This window comes from Kitasatospora sp. NPDC088160 (genome assembly GCF_044741445.1).
GTDB lineage: Bacteria > Actinomycetota > Actinomycetes > Streptomycetales > Streptomycetaceae > Kitasatospora.
In genome coordinates this window covers 101,206-123,957 of the sequence record NZ_JBIUSS010000015.1, presented here as the reverse complement: position 1 = coordinate 123,957, position 22,752 = coordinate 101,206, and the positions used below count along the sequence as shown (strand labels likewise).

Sequence of the window (22,752 nt, the reverse complement as noted above, 5' to 3'; positions counted from 1 at the left end):
CTCCCCCGGCAACCGGGTTACACCTCGTTCCCCGCGCGGCGGGCGGCCCGCGGGGCGGGGACGCCGCGCAGGACGGAGACGATGCCCACGCCGGCGGCGCACACCGGGACGGCGAGCAGGGCCCCGAGGATGCCGGCGATCCCGGAGCCGGCCACCACCGCGACCATGATGGTGGCCGGGTGCAGCTCCACCGTCCGGCTCTGGATGAGGGGTTGGAGGACGTTGCCCTCGAACAGCTGGACCGCCATCACCACGCCGAGCGCCCACAGCGCCGTCCCGATCCCGCCGTCGGCGAGCGCGACCAGCACGGACACCGCCCCGGACAGGAAGGCCCCGACGAACGGGATGTAGGCGCCCATGAACACCAGCGCGCCCAGCCCCGGCGCGCCGGGCACGCCGAGCGCCACCAGGCCGATGGTGATGAAGGTCGCGTCGATCAGCGCGATCAGCGAGGTGCCGCGCATGAAGCCGGCCATCGCGTCGAAGGCCCGCTCGGCGCAGGCGATCACGGTCTCGGCGCTGCGCTCGGGCAGGTAGGAGCGGATCGTGTCGCCGGTGCGGTGGCCGTCGCGGAGGAAGAAGAACACCAGGGCGAGCGCCAGCACGCCGCCGGCGATCAGCTGGGTGGCCAGGCCCAGCCCGGACAGCACGCCGTTGGTGACGGTCGAGACCAGCGAGTTGGTCTCCCCCTTGGCGTTGTCCAGCGCGTGCCGGATCTTCTCCCCGGTCGGGCCGAGCCACGCGGCGAGCTGGTTGCCCGCCTGCTGGAGGGACTCGGCGATCTGCGGGGCGCTGTGCACCAGCGCGTTGACCAGCAGCGCGATCACCCCGCAGACGGCCGCGACCAGCAGCACGCAGGTGAGCCCGGCGGCCAGCCCCCGACTCACGCCCCGCCGGACCATCCACGGCACCGCCGGGTAGAGCAGCGAGGCCCCCAGCAGCGCCAGCACCACCGGCACGGTCGCGGCCCGCAGCTCGACCAGCGCGAAGACCAGCAGCGAGGCGAGGGCGAGCAGCAGGATCACCGCCGCCGACCAGGCGGCCGCCTGCCGGACCACCGGCGGCAGCATCAGGTACGGCCTGCGGGGGTCCGGCGCGGCCCCGCCCACGAACCGGGGTTCCACCGCCGGGCCCTCCCCGGCCGGGTGCTCCTCGGGCACGGCCACCTCCGCCTGGCTCGTCGACGAGTCCGAATCGCCCCGTCCCGGCGGACGATCCGTCAGCGTGCCCGTGCCGCCGGGCTGCCCGGCGAACCCGCCACGCCGCCGTCCGGCCGATCAAGGGTGGAGCCGATTCAATCCGCCCCCGTCCGTCGCGTACAGAGCAGCCGGTGGAGCTCACCTCATCGGACGAAGCGCCCTGGCGGACACATTCGAGTGCCGGACCTCAGTTCGCCTCGAAGCGGCCGCCCCGTCCACCCGGAGCGGTCGCCCCCGTCCAGCCGGTCGGCACGCTCAGCGGCGGCCGTCCAGGACGGCGCGCAGCACGCCGATCCGGTTGCTGGTGATGGAGGCGACCCCGCTGTCGCGCAGCCGGCGCATGGTGCGGCGCAGGTCGGCGGTCCAGGTGGAGACGGCGAGCCCGGCGTCCGCGGCGGCGGCGGTGAACTCGGGGGTGACCAGGCCGAACGGCGGGTTGAGGTAGCGCGGGCGCAGGTCGTCGAGCAGGGCGCGGACGGGCAGCCGGGGCTCCTTCCAGGTGAGGGCGATCTCGGCGCCGGGCGCCAGCGCGCGGACGGCGAGCATGGCGGTGGCGGGGCCGCAGAAGGAGACCAGCCCCTCGGCGTCGAGGTCGCTGACGACGGACCAGGTGGCGGCGACGGGGCCGGGGTCGTCGAGGTCGATGAGCAGCCGGGGGCCTCCGGCGGCAGCGACGACCTTGATCGTCTCGGCGAGGGTCGGGACGGCGAGCGGCCCCCGGCGCAGTTCGTCGAGCTGCGCGGTGGTGACCCGGCCGATCGACCGCGGGTCGCCCCAGAGGCGCTCCAGGGTGCGGTCGTGCAGCAGGACGGGCACCCGGTCGCGGGTGAGCTGGACGTCCACCTCGACGGCGTCGGCACCGGCGGCGAGCGCTGACTCGACGGAGGGCAGGGTGTTCTCGCGGTGGCGGTACGGGTCGCCGCGGTGCGCGACGGCGAGCACCCGGCGGCGGTCGGTGGCCGGTTCCCCGACCGCGCGGACGGCGCTCTGGGTGGTCGGCAGATGCGGGTGGGACATCCCGGGCGGGGCCTCTCGTTCGGAACCGGTTCGGGCGGGGCTCGACGCGCCGTCGGCGCGCGGCACCCGGTGGAGCGTGCCGTGGGGCGTGCCGTGCGGGTCAGGCCGGACCTAACGCCGCTCGATCATCACATTGGTGGACTTGATGACCGCGGTGGCGGGGGCGCCGGGGACGAGGTTCAGCTCCTCCGCCGACTCCCGGCTGATCAGCGACACCACCCGGAAGGGCCCTGCCTGGACCTCCACCTGGGCCGCGACGTCGCCGAGCACCACGTGGGTGACGATCCCGGGGAAGCGGTTGCGGGCCGAGGACGGACGGCCCTCGGCCTCGGCGTTCTCCGGGCGGGCCAGCTCACGGGCGAAGGCGGCGAGGTCGACGCCGGGGATGATCCGGTGGCCGTGCTCGTCCCGCTCGGCCGCGACCCGCCCCGCGTCCACCCAGCGCCGCATGGTGTCGGCACTGACCCCGAGCAGCGCCGCGGCTTCGCCGATGCGGTACGGGTTGACCGGCGCCTCGGACTGGCCCATGTGCGACTCCTGACACTGACTCGGGGACTGGCTCGGGGAACGTGGGACGGGAACGGGGACGCCGCACGCGCGGCGGGCCGTCGCCGTCATCCTGCCGTACCGGCGGCCGGGGCCGCCAAGCGAGGCGGGTCAGGACTCGCCGAAGAGGTCGCGGCGCACCGCGTCCCCGGCGGTGAGGACGGCCCCGGCCAGCACCGCGCCGCCGCCCGCCGTGCCGGGCCGGACCTCGGTGCGCAGCGGGGACAGCTCGGCCAGCCGCCGTTCGACCCGGCCGGCCAGTTCGGCGCCGCCGGCCCGGCCGAGCTCGCCGCCGAGCACCACGCAGCCCGGGTCGAGGACCACGCAGATGCTGGCGGCGCCGACCGCGATCCGCGCGGCCAGCTCGTCCAGGAACGGCCCGCCGGGCCCGTCCGGGCCGAGTGCGTCCAGCGCGGCGCGGACGGCCGCCTCGGCGGCGGGGGCGTCCCCGGCCGCGCCGGCGGGCAGTCCGTGGGCGCGGGCGAGCTCGCAGACGGCGGCGCTGCCGGCCAGGCTGTGGAAGCCGCCGTCGCAGCCGGTGGCGCTGGGCAGGCCGCCGGTGCCGGGGACGGGCAGGAAGCCGATCTCGCCGGTGCCGCCGGAGAAGCCCCGGCGCAGCCGGCCGTCCAGGACGACGGCGGCGCCGACGCCGTGGCCGAGCCAGAGCAGCACGAAGGTGTCGCGGTCGCGGGCGGCGCCGATCCGGTACTCGGCCCGGCCGGCCAGGTTGACCTCGTTCTCCAGGATCACCTCGGTGCCGGGCAGCCCGCGCAGCTCGGCGAGCAGTTCGGCGTGCCAGGCGGGGAGCTTCCCGGTGCTGTTGAGGCGCCCGGTGGCGGGGTCGACCAGTCCGGGGGCGCCGACGGCGACGGTGTGCAGCCGGTCGACGCCGACGCCGCGCGCGGTGTCCAGCAGGGTGCGCACCAGGTGCCCGGCGGTGTCGGGCGTTCCGTCGCCGTGGACCGGGATCTCGGCGCTGGCGAGGGTGCGCCCGGTGAGGTCGGCGACGACCAGGCTGACGCCGCCGGAGCGCACGTCGAAGGCGGCGAGGTGGGCGCGGGAGGCGACCAGTGCGTAGAGCCGGGCGTTGGGGCCGCGCCGCTGTTCGCCCCGTTCGCCGACGACGGCGACCAGGCCGGTGCGCTGGAGGCGGTCGAGCAGGTCGGCGACGGTCGGCCGGGAGAGGCCGGTGAGGTCGCGCAGCTCGGTCGCGGTCAGGGGGCCCTGTTCGAGGAGCAGGTTGAGGGCCAGCCGGTCGTTGATCGCCCGGGCGGTGCTCGGCGTGGCCGTGCGCGCGGTGGTCATGGCGGCTCATCCTTCCAGAGTGTTTCTATCAGGTTCCCTTCCTGATAATTTTATCGAACCATCCGCCGGACGGCCGTCGCCGCCGCGCGGACCGAACGGCCTGCACGTAGACCACCCTCAGGCACGTCAGAACCACCGCCGGGCACGTCAGACCACCCACCAGCACGTCAACCACCCACACAGGGCACCGTCGCGCCGCCCCACCTGCGCGACCCGGGAGGGAACGCCGGATGAGCACGACCGCACACTCACTGGAGCCGCTGGCCTCCCCACGCCGGGCCAGGGCCGGCATCGCCCTGGTCTTCGGCGTGCACGGCGCCGTCAGCGGCAGTTTCGTCACCCGCATCCCGTGGATCCAGGACCGCCTCGACCTCTCCCCCGGCCAGCTCGGCCTGGCCCTGGTGATGCCCGCCATCGGCTCCTCCCTCGCGATGCCGCTGGCCGGCCGGTTCGTCCACCGCTACGGCGGGCGGGCGGCGGTCCGCGGACTGATCTCGCTCTGGTGCCTGGCCCTCGCCCTGCCCGCGCTCGCCCCCTCGCTGCCGGTGCTGTGCGTGGCGCTGCTCGCGTACGGCGCCTCGGCCGGGATGGCGGACGTCGCGATGAACGCGCAGGGCGTGGAGATCGAACAGCGGCTCGGCCGCTCGATCATGTCCGGACTGCACGGGATGTGGAGCGCGGGCGGGCTGCTGGCCTCCGGCTTCGGCATCCTGGCCGCCCACCTCGACCTCGACGCCCGGCTCCAGCTGGCCGTCACCGCGCTCGTGCTGCTCGTCCTCGCGCAGCCCGTCTGCCGGAACCTGCCCGACCTGCGGGCGCCGGAGGGGGCGGAGGAGCCGCCGCGGTTCGCACTGCCGCCGCGCAGCTCGCTGGTGATCGGACTGGTCGGCTTCTGCGCCGTCTTCGCCGAAGGCGCCTCGATGGACTGGAGCGGCGTCTACCTGCGGGACGTCACCGGCGCCTCTGCCACCGTCGCGGCCGCCTCCTACACCGCCTTCTCGCTCACCATGGCCGTCAGCCGCCTGTGCGGGGACGCGGTGGTCCGCCGGCTCGGCGCCGTGCGCACCACCCGTCTCGGCGGCGCCGTCGCCACCGTCGGCGGCCTGCTGGTGGTGGCCGCCGACAGTCCGGCGCTCGCCATCCCGGGCTTCGCCCTGATCGGCATCGGCATCGCGGTCACCGTCCCGCTGGCCTTCGCGGCGGCCGGGCGGATCGGCAGCAACCCCAGCCAGGCCATCGCGGGCGTCGCCACCGTCACCTACACCTCCGGCCTGGTCGCGCCCGCGATCATCGGCGCCCTCGCCCAGGCGACCTCGCTGACCGTCTCCTTCGGCCTGGTCACCGCGCTCGCCTTCGCGCTGCTGCTGAGCGCCGGGGCGCTGCGCCGGGCCGAACGGAATTCCCCCGGATCCGGCGCCGAAAATGTGACCGCAACGTCACCGGAAAGCACTTCGAAAAAAGATCTCTCTGCGATATGATCTAGAGAATTCCGGGGAATTCCTCGCTAATATCGCCGACCGCCGGGCGCATTCCGCGCCCGGCGGTTTCGCGATCCGTGAGGTGAACCCCGTGTGCTACGACCCCGACGCCGCCCCGCCCGCCGTCACCCCCGCGCTCTGGCCCCTGGCCGAGGCTGCGGCGCTCACCCTGACCTCGGCGGACGGCACCGAGTTCGCCGCCTTCCTGGCCCGCCCCGAGGTGGCCACCGGCGTCGGCGTCCTCGTCCTGCCGGACAACAAGGGCCTTTCCGGCTTCTACCGGCAGACCGCCGCCCGGCTCGCCGAACAGGGCCACCCCGCGCTCGTCGTCGACTATTACGGCCGCACCGCCGGAGCCGATCCGGAAATCCGCCCGAAGGAATTCGGCGACCTGCCCGGCCTGCTCCGCCACCTGCTCGCCCTCACCCCCGAAGGCCTGGACGCCGACCTCGCCGCCGGCCTCGCCCGGCTGCGCGCAAGCGGGCCGGCCGAGGTGGTCGCGCTCGGCTTCTGCTTCGGCGGCCGGCAGGCCTTCCGCGCCGCCGCGCCCCGGTTCGGGCTGGCCGGCGCGGTCGGCTTCTACGGATACCCCGACGCGATCAACGGCTCCCCGGGGCCCACTCAGCTCGCGGCCGACCTCAGCGCGCCGATCCTCGCCTTCTGGGGCGGCGCGGACGAGCACATCCCGCCCACCGCCGTCGACGCCTTCGACGCGGCCCTGACCGCCGCCGGCAACCCGCACGAGTTCGTCACCTACCCGGGCGCGCCGCACAACTTCTTCGAGCTCTCCGCCGTCGAATATTCGGACGCGGCCCGGGACTCCTGGCGACGTCTGCTGGGATTCCTCGCCGACCGCTCCGCATCCGCGACCCCCCGGAGGACGCTCTGATGTCCCGCCTGTCCCACCCGTCCCGCATTTCCCGGCTGGCCCGCCTGTCCCGTCGTGCGCGGCTCGCCGCCGCCACGGCCGCCCTCGCCGCCGCCGCGGTGGCGCTCACCGCCCCGCCGGCCCCCGCGGCCACCCCCACGACCACCCCCGCGGCCACCCCCGCCGCCGACTTCGGGCCCGCCGAGATCCGCACCGGCATGTACCCGGGCCCGAACGACCTGTGCCTGGAGGTCGCCGACTGGCGCACCGACGACGGCGCCCCGGTCCGGATCTGGACCTGTACCGGCGGCGCCAACCAGCAGTGGACCCAGAGCGCCCGCGGCTGGGTGAACCTGAACAGCGGCAAGTGCCTGGACATCCCGGCCTTCAGCACCACCTGGGGCACCCAGGCCGACCAGTGGACCTGCGACGGCGGCGCCAACCAGAGCTGGAGCGACCCCCCGGCCAGCCACCCCGGAACGCCCCGCCGGATCGTGAACGGCTACAGCGGCCTCGTCCTGGACGTCTCGGGCGGCGCGCTGACCGACGGCACCCCGGTGATCCAGTGGGAGTTCCACAGCGGCGACAACCAGTTCTGGCACTACAACCCGGAAAAGCCCCCGTACAGCTGACCGCGACCGCCCTCGACGGTCGCGACCGGGCACCGGTTAGGCTCGGCCGGTGCCCGCCCCCGTCTCGCCCCTGCCCGCACCCGCAACGCCCCCGTCCGCCGTCGAGCTGCCGCCGTCCGGCCCCGTGCCGCGTTCGCCGTGGTGGCGGTTCGCGCTGCTGGTGGTGCTGCTCGGCGCCGCGGCCGGATCGCTGCTGCTGTGGAGCCCGACGGCGCTGCTGAACGGCGGCCTCGCCGACCGGATGCCCGGGTACTGGTTCGCGCCGCTGTTCGCCACCGTGTACGCGGTCGGCACGCTCGCCTTCGTCCCCCGGCCGGCGCTGAACGCCGCCGCCGGGCTGCTGCTGGGCATCCAGCAGGGCGTGCTGCTGTCGGTGCTCGGCACCACGCTGGGCGCGGCCATGGCCTTCGGGCTCGGCCGGGGCCTCGGGCGCGAGGCACTGCGGCCGTACCTGCGCGGGCGGGTGCTCGGCACGCTGGACAGGCGCTTCACCGAGCAGGGCTTCCGCAGCGTGCTGGTGCTGCGGCTGCTGCCGGGCATGCCGTTCCAGGCGGCCAACTACGGCGCGGCCTTCTCCGGGGTCCGCTTCGCGCCCTTCCTGTTCGCCACCGCGATCGGCGTGGTGCCGACCACCGCGGTGTACGTGACGGCGGCGGCCAGCGCGGGCGAGCCGGGCTCGGCGACCTTCCTGGTGTCGGCCGGGATGATCGCGCTGCTCGTGCTGGGCAGCGTGGTCGGGCTGTGGCGGGCCGCGACCGCCCGGCGCCGCACACCGGCCGCCTGACCGCTGAGCGCCTGACTGTCCGACCCCCTGACCCCCTGACCGGCCGAGATTCCGAGGCACTCGGGGGGCGCTCGACAATTCGCTCGCGCCCGCCCGCCGTCGGACGTCAGGATGGCCCGCATGACCGAACCCTCCCCGCGGGTCGACCCGCCGATGGCGGCCGACGAGACCGCCATGCTCACCGCCTGGCTCGACTACCACCGCAGTACCCTCGCGCTCAAGTGCGAGGGCCTGACCGACGACCAGCTGCGGCTGCGCTCCGCCCCGCCGTCCACCCTCTCGCTGCTCGGCCTCGTCCGGCACATGGCCGAGGTGGAGCAGTACTGGTTCCAGAGCATCCTGCGCGGCGACGAGTACACCGAGAACCACTACTGGACCGAGGCCGACGAGGACGGCGACTTCAACGGCGTGGACACCGCCGACGTCGCGGCGGACTTCGCCACCTGGCGCGCCGAGGTCGAGACCGCCCGCCGCGCGAGCGCCGGCCTGTCGCTGGACACCGTCGGCAAGCGGCTGCGCCGCGGCGAGGAGGTGACGCTGCGCTGGATCCTGGTCCACATGGTCGAGGAGTACGCGCGGCACAACGGCCACGCCGATCTTCTGCGCGAACTGGTGGACGGCACTACCGGCGAGTGAAATCGTTTCCGCATTGTTGACAGAAGGTCAATTGCGCGGTGACCACGACCGATATGGTCTACGCGCGCAACCGTACGGCTCACCGCCGCGTCGCTGATGTTGCCCGGGTTCGCCCGGGTTTCCGTCGCGGCGCGACTCGTACGGGGGCCGCGAGCGGGCACGGGACCGGTGAACAGTGCGATACTCGGACAGTTCCGACGAGTGGATGACGTGTCAAAAAGGACACGCGACCCCGGGGGACCAGGACGGGACGAGGCAGGGAGGCGCGGCATGGGAGCACTTCGCGACGAGCACCACAACGGGTGGCTGATGCCCTCGGGAAACTACCCGGCCGCGGTGTACGAGGACGAGTGGGTCGATCAGGAGACGATGCCGGCCGCCCCCGCGCCCGCGAAGATCGTCTCCTTGCGGCCGACCGGTTTCGAGGCGGCCCGCACGGTGGGCGAGCACATCCGGGCGAGCATCCCGGTGGTCATGGACCTCACCGAGATGAACGAAGCCGAGGCCAAGCGGATGGTGGACTTCGCCTCCGGGCTGATCTTCGGCACCCAGGGCGGCATCGAGCGGATCGCCCGCCGGGTGTTCCTGCTCACCCCGGCCGACGTCGAGGTCATGGTGATCGACCGCCCGCTCGACGAGACCGGGTTCTACAACCAGAGCTGATCCGGGCGGCGCACGGCCCGACCGGGCTGAACCGACCGAGTTGAACCGGCCGCACGACAGCGGCACCCCGACCGGGGACGGCACCCGCCGTTCCCGGTTTTTGCTGTCCCGGCCGTGACGATCAACGCCTCATTCGAGACCCCCACCATAATTTTGAGACATCCATGTCTCACGTGACCTACACTCGATTCATGGCCACCGATCGCGACACCGTCCTGGAAGCCGCCGTCGGCGTGCTCTCCCGCCGCCCGACCGCCCACCTGGACGAGATCGCGCGCGCCGCCGGGATCAGCCGCGCCACCCTGCACCGGCTCTTCCCCGGGCGCGAGGCCCTGATCCGCGAGGTCGGCCTGCTCGGCCTGCGCCGGTTCGCCGCCGCCCTGGACACCGCCGCCGTCGAGGACGGCGACGCCGAGGCCGCGCTGCGCCGCCTGGTCGACGCCGCCGTCCCGGACGCCACGCTCTGCGCCTTCCTGGCCGGCGAGAACCAGCTCTACGACGACGACAGCGTCAACGACCTCTGGGAGCTCCAGATCGTTCGACTGCACGCGCTCTTCCTGCGCGGCCAGCAGCAGGGCACGTTCCGCATCGAGCTGAGCGCCGCCTGGCTGAGCGAGGCCTTCTTCGACCTGGTGGCCGGCGTCGGCTGGGCCATCCAGGACGGCCGCCTCGCCCCGCGCGACGCCGCCTTCTCGCTCGCCGAGCTGTTCCTCGGCGGCGCGCTGCGCCGACCGGACGCCGCCACTCCCCCGCCCACAGCACCTTCGGCCCGCACACCGGAAACCGATATCCCATGAGCAAGCGAAGCGAACGAATCATCAGCGGGTGCGCATTGCGCGAAGCGCCTGCCGAGCGAAGCGAGGCGGGCGCATGAGCAGTACCGTTTCTGCCAGCCCCCGTCAGCGCTGGACCGGCCTCGCCGTCCTCGTCCTGGCCGTCACCGTGGTCGCCCTCGACGCGACCGTCCTCTCCCTCGCCATCCCCTCCATCAGCGAGACGCTGGAGCCCAGCGGCACCCAGCTGCTCTGGATCGGCGACTCCTACTCGTTCGTCCTGGCCGGCCTGCTGGTCAGCATGGGCTCGCTCAGCGACCGGATCGGCCGCAAGAAGCTGCTGCTGATCGGCGCGGCCGCCTTCGGCGCGGCCTCGCTGCTCGCCGCCTACGCGCCCAGCGCCGGCTGGCTGATCCTGGCCCGCGCGCTGCTCGGCGTCGCCGGCGCGACGATCATGCCCTCGACCCTGTCGCTGATCCGCGGCCTCTTCCCGGACGACCGGGAGCGGGCCACCGCGATCGGCATCTGGGGCGCGGCCGCCACCGCCGGCGCCGCGCTCGGGCCGGTGGTCGGCGGGGTGCTGCTGGAGCACTTCTGGTGGGGTTCGGTGTTCCTGCTGAACATCCCGATCCTGCTCCTGCTGCTGGTGCTCGGCGCCTGGCTGCTGCCGGAGTCCAAGGACCCGAACCCGGGCCGCTGGGACGTGCTGAGCGTCGCCCTGTCGATGGCCGGGGTGATCGGCACGGTCTACGCGATCAAGGAGGCCGCCGCGCACGGCGTGGCGCGCTGGGACGTCCCGGTCGCCTTCGTGCTGGGCGTCACCGCGCTGACCGTCTTCGTCCGCCGCCAGCTGCGGCTGGAGACCCCGCTGCTGGACGTGCGGCTGTTCCGCGACCGGCGGTTCACCGCCGCCGTGCTGGCCTCGCTGATCGCCCTGATCGGCCTGTCCGGGGTGGTCTTCGTGACCTCGCAGTACCTCCAGCTGGTCCGCGGCTACGAGCCGCTGCGGGCCGGCCTGGCCGAGCTGCCGGCCTTCGTCGGCGCCGTCGTCGGCGGTCTGCTGACGGCCCGGCTGGTGCGGCGCACCGGCGCCCGGGCGGCGCTGACCGGCTGCCTGCTCGCCATGGGCCTCGGCGTGGGCGTGCTCGGCTGGCTCCAGCAGGACACCACCTACCTGTTGCTGGCCACCTCCTTCCTGCTGGTCGGGACGGCGGAGGGCGTGGTCTACACGCTCGGCGCCGACCTGGTGCTGAGCGCCTCACCCGCCGACAAGGCCGGCGCGGCCTCGGCGGTCTCGGAGACCGCGTACGAGCTGGGCACCGCACTCGGCATCGCGCTGGTCGGCTCGGTGGTCGGCTCGATCTACGCCGGCGGGCTCGTCGTCCCGGCCGGGACGGATCCGGCGGCCGCGGCGCGGGCCGGCGAGTCGCTGGGCGCGGCGGTCGAGACGGCGCACGGACTGCCGCAGGGCGTCGCGGAGCCGCTGGTGGCGAGCGCCCGGGAGTCCTTCACGCACGGCATGAACAGTGCCGGCCTGCTGGCCGCCGTCCTGCTGATCGGCGCGGCCGCGATGGCCTGGCGGCTGCTGCGGGGCCTGGACGCCCCGACCAGCGCGGCCACCCCGGTCACCCCGGCCACTGCGGTCACTGCGGTCGAGGCGCCCGCTCCGGAGAAGCCGCAGAAGCCGGAGAAGGTCGGCGCGTAAGCACGCCCGACTCCCCTGTCACCGGCGGGAACGGCCACGGCCGTTCCCGCCGGTGGCGTATCGCGGGCCGGGCGGCTGGAACCGGGGCGGCCAGACCCAGAAACATGCGATGTTCAAATGTCTGATGTTTGTATAGGCTGCCTCCATGAACCGCATCAGTACACCGCGCAGGACGGCAAGCCTGTCCGCGCAGCTCGTGGACAGCCTCCGCTCGCACATCGAGGCGGGCGGCTGGCCGGTGGGGACGCGGATCCCGCCGGAGCAGGTCCTCGTCGAGGAGCTCGGGGTCGGACGCAGCACGCTGCGCGAGGCGATCGGCGCGCTCGTGCACCTCGGCCTGCTGGAACCCCGGGCCGGGGACGGCACCTACGTCCGCGCGTCGAGCGAGCTCCAGTCGGTCATGGTGCGGCGGGCGAGTTCCGCCCGGCGGGACAACGTCCTCGAACTGCGCACCGTCCTCGAGGAGTACGCCTCGGGGGCCGCCGCCCTGCGGCGCAGCGAGGACCAGCTGCACCAGCTCAGGGAGCTGCTGACCGACGCCGACGCGGCCTGCGCCGGCGAGGACAGGTCCGCGGCCATGAGTGTCGACGCGCTGTTCCACCGGGCCGTCGTCCGGGCGAGCGGGAACGACCTCCTGATCGAGGTCTACGACTACCTCGGCACGGCCCTCACCTCCGCCCTGGGAGGCCTGCCCTGGGACGCCACCGCCGCCGAGGAGCACGCCGACCTGCACCGGCGACTCGTCGACGCGATCGAGGCCCAGGACGAGAACGGCGCCCGCACCGCGGCGGCGGCGATCGTCCGGCTCACCCACGACCACGGGGTCCAGGCACCAGCCGCGACGGAGGAGCGATGAGTCCGTAGCTGTCCTCGGCACCGCCATGGCGGGCGCCGGATACGGTGCGGGGCAGGACCGCCACGTACGGAGTCCCCGCACGCCGACGAGCGCTCAACTCACTTCCACCGAACGGGCCTTCGGCGAAAAATGAAGACCGCCAACCCCTTGCACAGGCCTTCGAGGCCGTAGAGGAGAACACCGATGTCCGTCTTACCGCCCCCGGCCGACGACCTCGACGCACGCACCGCCCAGCGCACCGCCCACCTGTACGCGACGGATCCGCAGTTCCGTGCCGCCGCACCCCTGGACGCCGTCAGCGAGGCGATCCGGCGGCCGGGCCTACCGCTCGCCGACCTCGTGGCCACGGTGATGGAAGGGTACGCGGACCGCCCCGCCCTGGGCGAGCGCGCCACCGAGCCGGTGACCGACCCGGACACCGGCCGCACCACCCTGCGCCTCCTGGACCGGTTCGACACCGTCACCTACGGCGAACTGTGGGAACGCGTCGGCGCGGTGGCCTCCGAGTGGCGCCACCACCCCGACCACGCCGTGGGCCCGGGCGACTTCGTCGCCGTCCTCGGCTCCACCAGCCCCGAGTACGCCGTGCTGGATCTGGCCTGCGTCCGCTCCGGCGCGGTGAGCGTCCCCCTCCAGGCCGGCGCCTCGGCGGAACACCTGGCCCCCGTCGTCGCGCAGACCGGACCACGCCTGATGGCGGTGGACGTGGCGCACCTGGACGTCGCGCTCCAGATCGCGGCGGACGCCCCGTCACTGGGCAGGATCGTCGTGCTCGGCCACCGCCCGGAGGTCACCGACCACCAGGAGGCGCTGGACGCCGCGCGCGGACGGCTCGCGGCGCAGGGCCGGGGCGTCACCCTGGACACGCTGGCCTCGGTCATCGAGCGGGGCAGGAGCCTGCCACCGCTCCCCCGGGTCCCCGAGGGCTCGACGGCCGACACGCTCAGCGCGCTGATCTACACCTCGGGGAGCACCGGCACCCCCAAGGGCGCCGTGTACACCGAGCGTCTCGTCAAGCACTTCTGGATCGACTTCGTGCCCGGCCAGGGGACGCAGCCGTCCATCGTGCTCAACTACCTGCCCCTGAGCCACATGATGGGACGGGGCGTGCTGTTCGGCACGCTCGCCAAGGGGGGCACCGCCCACTTCGTGGCGTCGAGCGACCTGTCGACCCTCTTCGTGGACCTCTCCCTGGTCCGGCCCACCGAGTTCATCCTGGTGCCCCGCATCTGCGACATGCTCTTCCAGCGCTACCGGAGCGAGTCGGCCCGCCGGAACGAGCCGGACGAGGTCGGGGGCGACACCGCCGGGCAGGCGGACCGCGCGAAGGAGGAGCTGCGGGAGAAGACCCTGGGCGGCCGCCTCCTGTGGGCCACCTACGGCTCGGCCCCGATGAGCGCGGAGCTGGCGGCGTTCCTGGAGAGCTGCCTGCAGATCAGGGTGTTCAACGGCTACGGGTCGACGGAAGCCGGGCTGGTCTCGCTCGACGGCCGGGTGCTGCGCCCGCCGGTGACCGACCACCGGCTGGCGGACGTGCCCGGGCTGGGGTACTTCCGCACCGATTCCCCGCACCCCAGGGGCGAACTCCTGGTCAAGTCGGAACGCCTCGTTCCCGGCTACTTCCAGCAGCCGGACGCCACCGCCCAGGTCTTCGACGAGGACGGCTTCTACCGCACGGGCGACATCGTGGCCCTCACCGGCCCCGACGAGTTCGTCTACGTCGACCGCCGCTCCAACGTCCTCAAACTGTCGCAGGGCGAGTTCGTGGCCACCTCCCGGTTGGAAGCCCTCTTCACCGACAGTCCGCTCGTCCGGCAGGTCTTCGTGTACGGCAACAGCGCCCGCGCCTACCTGCTCGCGGTCATCGTGCCCACCCAGGAGGCGCTCGACCTCGCCGCCGAGGACGGTCCGCGTCTCAGGTCGCTCCTGCGCGAGTCCCTACACCGCCTCGCCACCGAGGCGGGCCTCAACTCGTACGAGATCCCACGGGACTTCCTCATCGAGACCGAGCCGTTCAGCCAGCAGAACGGGTTGCTCTCCGGCGTGCGCAAGCTGCTGCGCCCCGCGCTGGCGAAGCGCTACGGCGAGCGCCTCGAAGCCCTGTACGCCGAGCTGACCGAGCGCGAGAGCGACGAACTCCGGGCACTGCGCCAGGTCGGCCCGTCCCGGCCCGTACCGGAGACCGTGTGCCAGGCCGCCCGCGCGCTGCTCGGACACCGGCAGGACGACGTCCACCCCGGGACGCGTTTCCTCGAACTCGGCGGCGACAGCCTCTCCGCGCTGTCGTTCTCCCAACTGCTCAAGGAGGTCTACCGCGTCGACGTCCCCGTCGACGTCGTCATCAACCCGGTCAACACGCTCCAGCGGGTGGCCGACCACATCGAGAACGCCCTCGCGTCGGGCGACCGGCGCCCGACCGCCGACCAGGTCCACGGACCGGGCGCGACGCGGCTCGTGGCGGGCGACCTGACACTGGACGCGTTCCTCGACACGGGGACCCCGACGCGGACCGGCAGGCCGAGGGGCCCGCTGCCCGAGGCGCGGACCGTCCTGCTGACCGGCGCCAACGGCTACCTGGGCCGCTTCCTGTGCCTCGAATGGCTGGAGCGCGTCGCGCAGCGCGGCGGCACACTGGTCTGCGTGGTCCGCGGCGCCACCGACGAGTCGGCCCGGGCGCGGCTCGACGCGGCCTTCGACAGCGGCGACCCGGAGCTCCTCCGGCGCTACCACGGCCTGGCCGCCGAGCACCTGGAGGTGGTCGCCGGCGACGTCGGGGAGCGCGACCTCGGACTCGACCGGGAGACCTGGCAGCGGCTGGCCGACACCGTGGACCTGATCGTCCACCCGGCGGCACTCGTCAACCACGTCCTGCCCTACGACCAGTTGTTCGGCCCCAACGTGCTGGGCACGGCCGAACTGATCAGGCTCGCGGTCACCTCCAGGGCCAAACAGTTCACCTACCTGTCGACGGTCGCCGTCGTCTTCGATTCCGAGGCCGCGGCCGACGAGGACGCGGACATCCGCACGGCCTGCGGGACGCGCGACCTCGGCAGCGGCTACGCGAACGGCTACGCGGCCAGCAAGTGGGCGGGCGAGGTGCTGCTGCGCGAGGCGCACGACACGTTCGGCCTCCCGGTCGCCGTGTTCCGCTCGAACCTGATCCTCGCCCACCCGCGCTACCGGGGGCAGCTGAACGTCCCGGACGTGTTCACCCGCCTCCTGCTGAGCCTGCTGGCGACCGGCATCGCCCCCGGCAGCTTCTACGCCCGGGGCACCGGTGACGTCGACGGGCACTACGACGCGCTGCCCGTGGACTTCACCGCGCAGGCCGTCGCCGCGCTGGGCGACGACACCCGGGAGGGGTACCGGACCTTCAACATCGTGAACCCGCACGAGGACGGAATCTCCCTCGACACCTTCGTCGACTGGCTGGCGGCGGCCGGACACCCCCTGACGCGCATCGACGACTACGACGAGTGGCTCGACCGCTTCGAGAGCGCCATACGCGCTCTGCCCGACCGCCAGCGGCAGCACTCGCTGCTCCCCCTGCTGCACGCCTTCTCCACGCCGTCGGAGCCGCTGCCCGGATCCGCCCTGCCGGCGGACCGGTTCCGCGAGGCGGTCCGGGCCGCCGCCCTCAACGAGGAGAACGACATCCCGCACCTGTCGCAGGACCTGATCACCAAGTACGTGGCGGACCTCCGGGCGCAGCACCTGCTGTAGCCGGTCCGCCCTCCTCCTCCGCACCCACCTCCGCACCCGCTGGCGGGAACGGCCACGGCCGTTCCCGCCGGTGGCTTCACCGTGCTGGTGTCCGCCCCCGCGCTGTCCGTCGTGGCGTGCCCCCTGCTCGGGCTGGGCGGCGGCGCCTGCCTCGTCCTCGCGCTGACCTTCCAGAGCGGACGCGCCGGCAGCTCCGGCGAAGCCGCCGCGCCGGCCGGCAAGACGCAGTCCATCGGCTACCTCGTGGCGGCGGCCGGGCCCCTCCTCCTCGGGATCCTGCACGACACCACGGGCAGCTGGACGCTTCCGCTCACGGTCCTGGCCGTCCTCGGCATCGCCATGGCGGCTGCCGGATACGGCGCGGGGCAGGACCGGCACGTGCACCTACCTCGGCCGCGCTGACGTCACCGTCACCACACGCAGCCCCGTCCGTCACGCCTCTCGCGCGTTCACCGCCCGAGGAGTTCAGCGAAGCGGTCCAGCGCACGATCGGTGCGCCGGCGGTCGCCGGTGGTCGTGAGGTCGAACAGCAGACCCCGGATGACGGCCATGACCAACGTGGGCGTGACGGTGTCGTCAGGGCCGGTGGAGACGTCCCGGAAGGTGGCGCCGAGAGTGTCGAACCAGTCCGTGATCGCCTCGGCCTGGTCGGGGTAGTTCTCGGGGTGGACCAGGCCATCGGCGTGCACCTCGAAGAACAGCCGGACGAACGGCGCGCGTTCGTCCGCGCTGATCCACCCCCAGATGCCCCGCAGCCGCTCCTGCACGGAGCCCTTCATCGGCGGAGGGTGTCCGGCCAGACGCACCGCGCCTCGGCGGCGGGCCTCGGCGAGGACCGCCGCGACCAACTCCTGTTTGCTGCCGAAGTCGTAGAGCAGCATCCGTGGACTGGTGTCGAGGGCTGCGGCCAGTGGTCGCAGGCTCAGTCCGGCCAGGCCGTGCGCCAGCACGTAGTCGGTCGCCCGCGCCAACGTGCGCTCACGACGGGCGGGGTCGGCGGGTCGCCCCACGGTGGATCTCCCTTCGGCGCATCGGAGTTGAAACGGCATTGGCGAGTATATGGTACGACTGTTTCAATAACGAGGGGAGACCACATGCACACCGTCGACCGAGCGCTCGTCCTGGGCCCCGGAAGTCACGTCGGCACGGCCTGGACAGCCGGACTGGCCTACGGATTGCGCCGCAACGGCGTGGATCTGGGCGAGGCCGACCTGATCGTCGGCACGTCAGCCGGCTCGATCGTCGGAACGCTGCTCGCCACCGGACAGGACCCGGGGCGGCTCGCTTCCTCCGCTCGCCAGGCCGCTCACCGGGTCAAGCCTGACCCCGAGCGGATGGGCGCGGTGTTCGCCGTACTCGGCGACCGCGGCTTGGAACCCGGCGAGGCGAGGCGTCGCGTCGGCCGCCTCGCGCTCGACGGCACCGACCCCCGAGCCGAGGAGGCGCTGATCGCGGGGCGCGCCGCCCTGATCGGTGCGGACGCGTGGCCGGAGCGACGACTGCTGATCGCCGCCGTCTGTGCCACCACCGGTGAGCCCGTGGTGTGGGACCGCGACAGCGGCGTGCCGCTGGTGCACGCGGTGGCGGCGAGCAGCGCCTTCCCCGGAGCCGCACCGCCCGTCGCCATCGACGGCCGGCGGTACATGGACGGTGCGCTGCGTGCGGGCCCCAACGCCGACCTCGCCGCTGGAGCCCGCACGCTGGTCGTGGTCGAGCCGATGGCTCACCTGTTCCCCCGGGAACCGCTCAACCAGCAGCTGGCGGCAGTGGGGGCGGACGCCGTGGTGACCATCGGCCCCGATCCGGCCTCGGTGCGCGCTTTCGGCTCGGACACGGGCGACCTGGCGGCCTGGGAACCGGCCTACCAGGCGGGCCTCCGCCAGGCCGGCGACGTCGAGGCGCAACTCCGCACCATGTGGAGGGCGGAAGTCGACGCGGGCTGAGCGCCGATCAGGTCGGCGCGATCACCAGCATCTGCCTGCCTGACTTCCGGGGTAGCCCTATGACACCTGACAGTTCATCATCGGGCCCGAAGGGAATTCCAGTCATGACCGACCGCGTAGACCTGTCCGGCGCTTCCTGGATCACATCCTCGTACTCCAACAACGGTGGCAACTGCGTGGAGGTCGCCACCGACGTCCCCAACCTCGCTCCCGTCCGCGACTCCAAGGACCCCGAGGGTCCTGCCCTCGTCTTCCCCGCCGACACCTGGTCATCGTTCATCGCCACGATCCGGACCGGCGAGTTCGGCGAGGTCTGACGCGCACCTTGTCCGAGCCCCACTGCCCACGGCGGGCAGTGGCGATCGCGCATCGCCGCCGATGACACCGTTCCAGGCAGGGCCCCGCCCTGGAGAAGCCGGACGGGGCCGTCCGGTTACGGTCAGCCGATGGTGGCCGACCACCGGCCCCGGGACAGGTGGATCGCGCCGTCCGGGGTGACGACGGCGCGGCAGCCGTAGAGCGGCAGGCCGCCTTCGACCTCCCGCCAGTTCCGGATGGATTCGAGTTCCGACCACAGGCGACGGGGGCCGCTCTGGTGGACGGTCGGCGGCTCGAACTTCGTTGCCTCGGCCCGTGCCCACGACCCGTCCGGATGGGCGAGCCAGGCCGTACGGCCCTCGGGGGTCTCCTCGAAGTCGACTTCGATGCCCGGGATGCTGATCGTGAGCATCGACCAGACTTCCCAGTTGTTGCGGATGTCGGTGACCGGGTACCGGAAGAGCTTGACGTTCTCCCCGTCGGCTTCGCGGGCGGTCTCGAACAGCTCGTCCAGGCCGGGCGGGTAGGCGGAGCCGTGGCGCGTGGTCATGAAGCCCGCCCAGTCGCGCTCGATCACTCCGGTCGCTCCGCCGTCCGGGGTCTTCCAGGCCGTCAGGATCAGCGCCGTGTCCGCGATGGTGGTGACGAGCCGTCCTCCGCGCCGAAGCGCCTGGAGCCACGAGACCGGAACGGGGCGGGCGGACACGGTGGCCACGATCCGGTCGTAGTCACCCGGGAGGGCGTCGGTGGCGTCCTGAGTGACGAAGTGGGGGCTCAGCCCCATGCCTGCGAGGCGGTCCCGCGCGGCGTCGACCAGGTACCCGTCGATGTCCACGCTCGTCACGCGGTCCGAACCGAGCCGCGTGGCGGCAATGGCGGTCAACCCGCCCGCGCCGGTGCCGATGTCCAGCAGGTCGTGCTCGGCGGCGATCCGGCCGTGCCGCAGCATCTTGACCACGAGCGGCGTGAGCGTGGCCGACGACGTGGGCAGCCCGGTCGGGCGGTCATCCGGCTTCGCATGGTCCGCGTGCAAGCCGCCCACGCTGGTCACCAGGGACTCGTTCCCGTAGGCCTGCTGGAGCCACAAGTCCGGGTTCGCTTCCCCTACCTGAAGCTGCCAAGTGCCGTCCTCGACAGGCTCCCACCACCTGGGGACCAGTTCGTGCCGGGGGATGCCGGCCACCGGGTTCCGCCATCGGGAGTCCGGATCGGTCGCCCGAGCGGCCAGATCGGCGGCCCGTCCTTGCCATGGGATGTTTGTCATGCCTCGGGAGCCTTTCAGAACTTCGGCGCGCACGCCTCGGTGTTGGCGGGGTTGCAGTCGTTGCTGTCGTTCGGCGGACAGCCACCGAGCGACACGGGGACGAGCTCGTACTTCGGCGCGCACGCCTCCGTGTTGGCCGGGTTGCAGTCGTTGGAGTCATTCGGCGGACAACCCATGGCGGCCTTGCGCGGGATGCTCGCGGTGATCTCCGCCCACCGGGGGCCGGTGAGGACGCTCCGGAGCCCGCCCGGATCCTGCACGTTGCCGGTCGGCAGAAACCTTCCGAGCACACACGGGACAACGGCGCCGTCGGGGAGAACGGCCAGCCGCCCCAGCGCGCACCTACCGCACAGGGCATCCATGGTCGGCGCAGTACCGCCGCTGCCTCGTCCAACCGCGCGTGCGTTGTCCAGGGTGACGGTTTCGACGCCCAGCGCCCGCAGCTCGTCCACGGCCAGCTTCTCCAGCTGCCCGTCGTGACAGCGAACGACGCCGGCCCGGATCGGAATACCGAGGCGGACGGCCTTGACGATGTTGGTCCGAGTCTTCTCGTGGGAGCCCGGCTTGTTCGTCACCTTGTCGTGCTCCCCGGAGTTGACGGAGTAGTACGAGGTGGCCAGCCGGACGCCCGGCTTCGAGAAGACCGCCCAACCCTTGTCCGTGACGTGAAAGAGGTTGGAGAAGACCTCGACGCCGAGTCCGTGACTCAGCGCGTGGTCGACGAGGTCCGCCCAGCCCGGAAAGGTCGTGGGCTCTCCGCCGATCAGCTGGACGACCTTGACGCCAAGTTCGGCGCACTCACCGATCACCGCCTTCCAGCCGTCCAGGGTCATCGCGCCGTGCGGCACGGTCGGGCCGGAGTCACTGAGACAGTGCCCGCACGACATCTGACACTTGTCGGTCAGCTCCAGCTCTACGGTGCCGGGCACGTCCAGCGCCAACGTCATGATGGTGTTCACGTTGTGCTCCCTTCCAGTTCGGTGGTGCGGATGGGCTGGTTCAAACTGGCTGCCCGCCCCGGGCAGCCGGCTGACTGGGCAACGGTTCACTGTCCCTGGGGCAGGGGTTCCAACCAGGGGAGATCTGGGCTCCACTGACCGGTGATTGAGGCGGCCGCTCCCCGTCGGCGGAGTGGCCGGCGGGGAGCGGTGTGGCTCGGCGAGGGTCTGGCGCCAACGTGCCCTCGGAGCCGACCGGCAGGGGAGGTAGGCCTGCCGGCGCCCGTCCGTGATTGCCTGTCACGGACGGGCGTTGGACCCCGCCGCCGCGCGGGATGAGCACTCGCGGCGCGGTGGCGGGAGCTTGTCGGTCCGGTTCGCGGTTCGGCCGACAGCGGCGCGGCAGCCGTTGACCACAGCGGTAAAACCGCCGGCCGCCAGCGAGCTGACGTGCAGCCCGGCGAGCAGCATCTCCCCCGAGGTCACGCCGGCTCCGGAAACATCGGCCGACGCTGCGGGCTGCTCCCCGTACCCGGCGCGATCTCCCTGGGGTCGCACCGTCGCAGCTGATCGGGCCTGGTCGTCCACTCGCACCCCCCGCCGAGCGGCCTCAGGAAGGCCGCCCCGCAGAGGATCTCCATGAAGACCCCCTCCTTCGGCTTGCCGTCGTCGTCTCGGTGCTTCAGGTCCCGCACCACCTCGTTGCGGACGAAGTCGGGCAGCGCGGATTTCGGGTTTTCGGGCATGGGGTCTCCGTAGCGCTTCGCTCTTGGCGTGTCACTTGGTGTAGCCATGGTGGCGCGACAGCCTCTACGATCGGAAGGGTTCTCCACTTGACGAAATCCCCTGTGGGATAAGGAATGCAACGGAGGTCTGATCATGCGCGAGACCGAGCTGGACCCGTCCGCATCACCCCTCAAGGCCTTCGGCGCACAACTCCGCAGGCTGCGCAAGGCGGCGGGGCTCACACAGACCGACCTCGGGGCGATGACGAACTTGAGTGACAGTCAGATCTCCAACCTCGAACGAGGGACACGCAGTCCCACACTCGACTGGGTCGTACAAGCCGACCGGGCCCTTGGTGCCGGTGGAACACTAGAACTGACGTACTGGAGTCTCAGCGGCTCATCGTTGCTGGAAGGGTTTCCCGAGTACGCCCAGCAAGAAGCGAAGGCCCTGAGCATCAACCACTTCGAACTGGGCATCGTGCCTGGCCTGGCGCAGACAATGGAGTACGCCGCAGCCTTCGCCTCGGCCGCCGTGCGGCGCGGCAGCGTCACCGAGGAGCAGGCTGCGGATCGGCTCGACTTCCTTGCCACGCGCCAGAAGCTACTTGACCGGCAGCCTGCGCCCCGGCTCCACTTCGTCCTGGACGAGGGCGCCCTTCTACGACCGGTGGGCGGGCGCAAGGTCATGGCTCGGCAGCTTGCGCACCTTGAAGACCTCGCCACTCGTCCGAACATCACGATCCAAGTGGCGCCGCTTTCTCTTGCAGAAGAGCTGCCGTTCACCATGATGGTCACGCTGCTGACCCTGGCGGATCGAAAACTCCTGGCATACTCGGAGTGCCAGTTGCGCGGCTTCCTCTCGCGGGACGCCGAGACTGCTCAAGCCTGGGAGCGGGACTGCCACCAGCTCCAGGTTGAAGCGCTCTCGAAGGCTGCGTCACTGGAGCTGATCCGAAAGTGCAAGGCGTGAGAGGAACGTCATGATCACTCCTGTAGACCTATCCGACGCCGCGTGGGTCAAGGCCAGTTACAGCAACAATGGCGGGTCTTGCGTTGAGGTGGCCCCCGGCTTCCCGGGTGTACTGCCCGTCCGTGACTCCAAGGACCCCGAGGGTCCTGCCCTCGTCTTCCCCGCCGAGGCCTGGTCGTCGTTCGTCGCCGCCGTCCAAGCCGGCGAGTTCGGCGAGGTCTGACGCGCACAACTCTCGCGAGCCCCACCACCCTCAGCGGGTGGTGGGGTTCGCGCGTTCTTGGCGGTGACAGTGTTTCAACTGCGTTCACCGAATGCTCTTGCGCGGTCTTGTGCACCGTGCGGGCGGCGACGTTGGATGTACACCATCCGCTGACCGTCGCGTTCACGTCATACCCTCACGGAG

At 72.5% G+C, this 22,752-nt stretch carries 23 protein-coding genes; 15 read left to right on the top strand and 8 right to left on the bottom strand.

The annotated features are described in order from the left end of the window. Positions 1–17: 17 nt before the first annotated feature. The 4 genes from ACIOGZ_RS23840 to ACIOGZ_RS23825 form a co-directional block, all read right to left on the bottom strand. Complete coding sequence (locus tag ACIOGZ_RS23840; protein WP_363584691.1) at positions 18–1,160, bottom strand: AI-2E family transporter; 1,143 nt, start codon at positions 1,158–1,160, stop codon at positions 18–20. A gap of 294 nt (positions 1,161–1,454) precedes the next feature. Continuing rightward, positions 1,455–2,216 (bottom strand): glycerophosphodiester phosphodiesterase, encoded by a 762-nt coding sequence (locus ACIOGZ_RS23835; protein ID WP_363629797.1) that lies wholly within the window; start codon positions 2,214–2,216, stop codon positions 1,455–1,457. A gap of 111 nt (positions 2,217–2,327) precedes the next feature. Continuing rightward, entirely contained in the window at positions 2,328–2,744 is a 417-nt protein-coding gene (locus ACIOGZ_RS23830; RefSeq protein WP_208869038.1) for a molybdopterin-binding protein, read from the bottom strand. Between the two features lie 129 nt (positions 2,745–2,873). Beyond that, complete coding sequence (locus ACIOGZ_RS23825) at positions 2,874–4,067, bottom strand: ROK family transcriptional regulator (protein WP_363584687.1); 1,194 nt, start codon at positions 4,065–4,067, stop codon at positions 2,874–2,876. 230 nt (positions 4,068–4,297) lie between these two features. On the opposite strand from ACIOGZ_RS23825, the gene ACIOGZ_RS23820 reads away from it, so the two are divergent. From ACIOGZ_RS23820 to ACIOGZ_RS23770, 11 genes are all read left to right on the top strand, one after another. Then, positions 4,298–5,545 (top strand): MFS transporter, encoded by a 1,248-nt coding sequence (locus tag ACIOGZ_RS23820; RefSeq protein ID WP_363584685.1) that lies wholly within the window; start codon positions 4,298–4,300, stop codon positions 5,543–5,545. 91 nt (positions 5,546–5,636) lie between these two features. After that, the gene (locus ACIOGZ_RS23815; protein ID WP_400987155.1) at positions 5,637–6,434 is read left to right on the top strand and encodes a dienelactone hydrolase family protein; all 798 of its coding nucleotides are present in this window, start codon (positions 5,637–5,639) and stop codon (positions 6,432–6,434) included. Further along, positions 6,434–7,045, top strand: a complete 612-nt coding sequence (locus ACIOGZ_RS23810; RefSeq protein ID WP_400987153.1) for an RICIN domain-containing protein — start codon at positions 6,434–6,436, stop codon at positions 7,043–7,045. The genes ACIOGZ_RS23815 and ACIOGZ_RS23810 overlap by 1 nt, the downstream gene beginning before the upstream one ends. 49 nt (positions 7,046–7,094) lie before the next feature. After that, positions 7,095–7,829: a TVP38/TMEM64 family protein gene (locus ACIOGZ_RS23805; RefSeq protein WP_400987151.1), complete on the top strand. Its 735-nt coding sequence runs from the start codon at positions 7,095–7,097 to the stop codon at positions 7,827–7,829. Between the two features lie 120 nt (positions 7,830–7,949). Further along, entirely contained in the window at positions 7,950–8,465 is a 516-nt protein-coding gene (locus ACIOGZ_RS23800) for a DinB family protein (RefSeq protein ID WP_363584677.1), read from the top strand. Between the two features lie 270 nt (positions 8,466–8,735). Further along, a complete protein-coding gene (locus ACIOGZ_RS23795) occupies positions 8,736–9,128 on the top strand; it encodes a cell division protein SepF (protein WP_363584675.1) in 393 nt (130 codons plus the stop codon). Between the two features lie 191 nt (positions 9,129–9,319). Next, positions 9,320–9,925 carry a helix-turn-helix domain-containing protein gene (locus ACIOGZ_RS23790; protein WP_363584673.1) on the top strand — a complete coding sequence of 202 codons (606 nt, stop codon included), beginning with the start codon at positions 9,320–9,322 and terminating at the stop codon, positions 9,923–9,925. Between the two features lie 73 nt (positions 9,926–9,998). Next, positions 9,999–11,606, top strand: a complete 1,608-nt coding sequence (locus ACIOGZ_RS23785; protein ID WP_400843370.1) for an MFS transporter — start codon at positions 9,999–10,001, stop codon at positions 11,604–11,606. Positions 11,607–11,751: 145 nt separating this feature from the next. Further along, entirely contained in the window at positions 11,752–12,462 is a 711-nt protein-coding gene (locus tag ACIOGZ_RS23780) for an FCD domain-containing protein (protein ID WP_363584669.1), read from the top strand. Positions 12,463–12,645: 183 nt separating this feature from the next. Further along, positions 12,646–16,185 (top strand): carboxylic acid reductase, encoded by a 3,540-nt coding sequence (gene car / locus ACIOGZ_RS23775; RefSeq protein ID WP_400802812.1) that lies wholly within the window; start codon positions 12,646–12,648, stop codon positions 16,183–16,185. Positions 16,186–16,266: 81 nt separating this feature from the next. Beyond that, positions 16,267–16,587: a hypothetical protein gene (locus tag ACIOGZ_RS23770; RefSeq protein ID WP_400802815.1), complete on the top strand. Its 321-nt coding sequence runs from the start codon at positions 16,267–16,269 to the stop codon at positions 16,585–16,587. A 47-nt stretch (positions 16,588–16,634) separates the two neighbouring features. Here ACIOGZ_RS23770 and ACIOGZ_RS23765 read toward each other — a convergent pair whose 3' ends face one another. Next, a complete protein-coding gene (locus ACIOGZ_RS23765) occupies positions 16,635–17,195 on the bottom strand; it encodes a TetR family transcriptional regulator (RefSeq protein ID WP_400802818.1) in 561 nt (186 codons plus the stop codon). Between the two features lie 84 nt (positions 17,196–17,279). Between ACIOGZ_RS23765 and ACIOGZ_RS23760 the strand changes: the two genes are divergently transcribed. Further along, the gene (locus ACIOGZ_RS23760) at positions 17,280–18,128 is read left to right on the top strand and encodes a patatin-like phospholipase family protein (protein WP_363629782.1); all 849 of its coding nucleotides are present in this window, start codon (positions 17,280–17,282) and stop codon (positions 18,126–18,128) included. Positions 18,129–18,232: 104 nt separating this feature from the next. Continuing rightward, on the top strand, positions 18,233–18,445 hold the full coding sequence (locus ACIOGZ_RS23755) for a DUF397 domain-containing protein (RefSeq protein ID WP_363584659.1): 213 nt from the start codon (positions 18,233–18,235) through the stop codon (positions 18,443–18,445). A 122-nt stretch (positions 18,446–18,567) separates the two neighbouring features. Here the strand turns inward: ACIOGZ_RS23755 and ACIOGZ_RS23750 are convergent, their stop codons facing one another. The 3 genes from ACIOGZ_RS23750 to ACIOGZ_RS23740 form a co-directional block, all read right to left on the bottom strand. Then, positions 18,568–19,488: a methyltransferase domain-containing protein gene (locus tag ACIOGZ_RS23750; protein ID WP_400987235.1), complete on the bottom strand. Its 921-nt coding sequence runs from the start codon at positions 19,486–19,488 to the stop codon at positions 18,568–18,570. Between the two features lie 236 nt (positions 19,489–19,724). Beyond that, complete coding sequence (locus ACIOGZ_RS23745; RefSeq protein ID WP_400987149.1) at positions 19,725–20,669, bottom strand: radical SAM/SPASM domain-containing protein; 945 nt, start codon at positions 20,667–20,669, stop codon at positions 19,725–19,727. Between the two features lie 461 nt (positions 20,670–21,130). Next, positions 21,131–21,394 carry a hypothetical protein gene (locus tag ACIOGZ_RS23740; protein ID WP_363584647.1) on the bottom strand — a complete coding sequence of 88 codons (264 nt, stop codon included), beginning with the start codon at positions 21,392–21,394 and terminating at the stop codon, positions 21,131–21,133. 133 nt (positions 21,395–21,527) lie between these two features. Between ACIOGZ_RS23740 and ACIOGZ_RS23735 the strand changes: the two genes are divergently transcribed. Then, positions 21,528–22,346, top strand: coding sequence for a helix-turn-helix transcriptional regulator (locus ACIOGZ_RS23735; RefSeq protein WP_363584645.1), 819 nt, complete (start codon positions 21,528–21,530; stop codon positions 22,344–22,346). A gap of 10 nt (positions 22,347–22,356) precedes the next feature. Continuing rightward, entirely contained in the window at positions 22,357–22,569 is a 213-nt protein-coding gene (locus ACIOGZ_RS23730; RefSeq protein ID WP_363584643.1) for a DUF397 domain-containing protein, read from the top strand. The last annotated feature ends 183 nt before the right edge of the window (positions 22,570–22,752 follow it).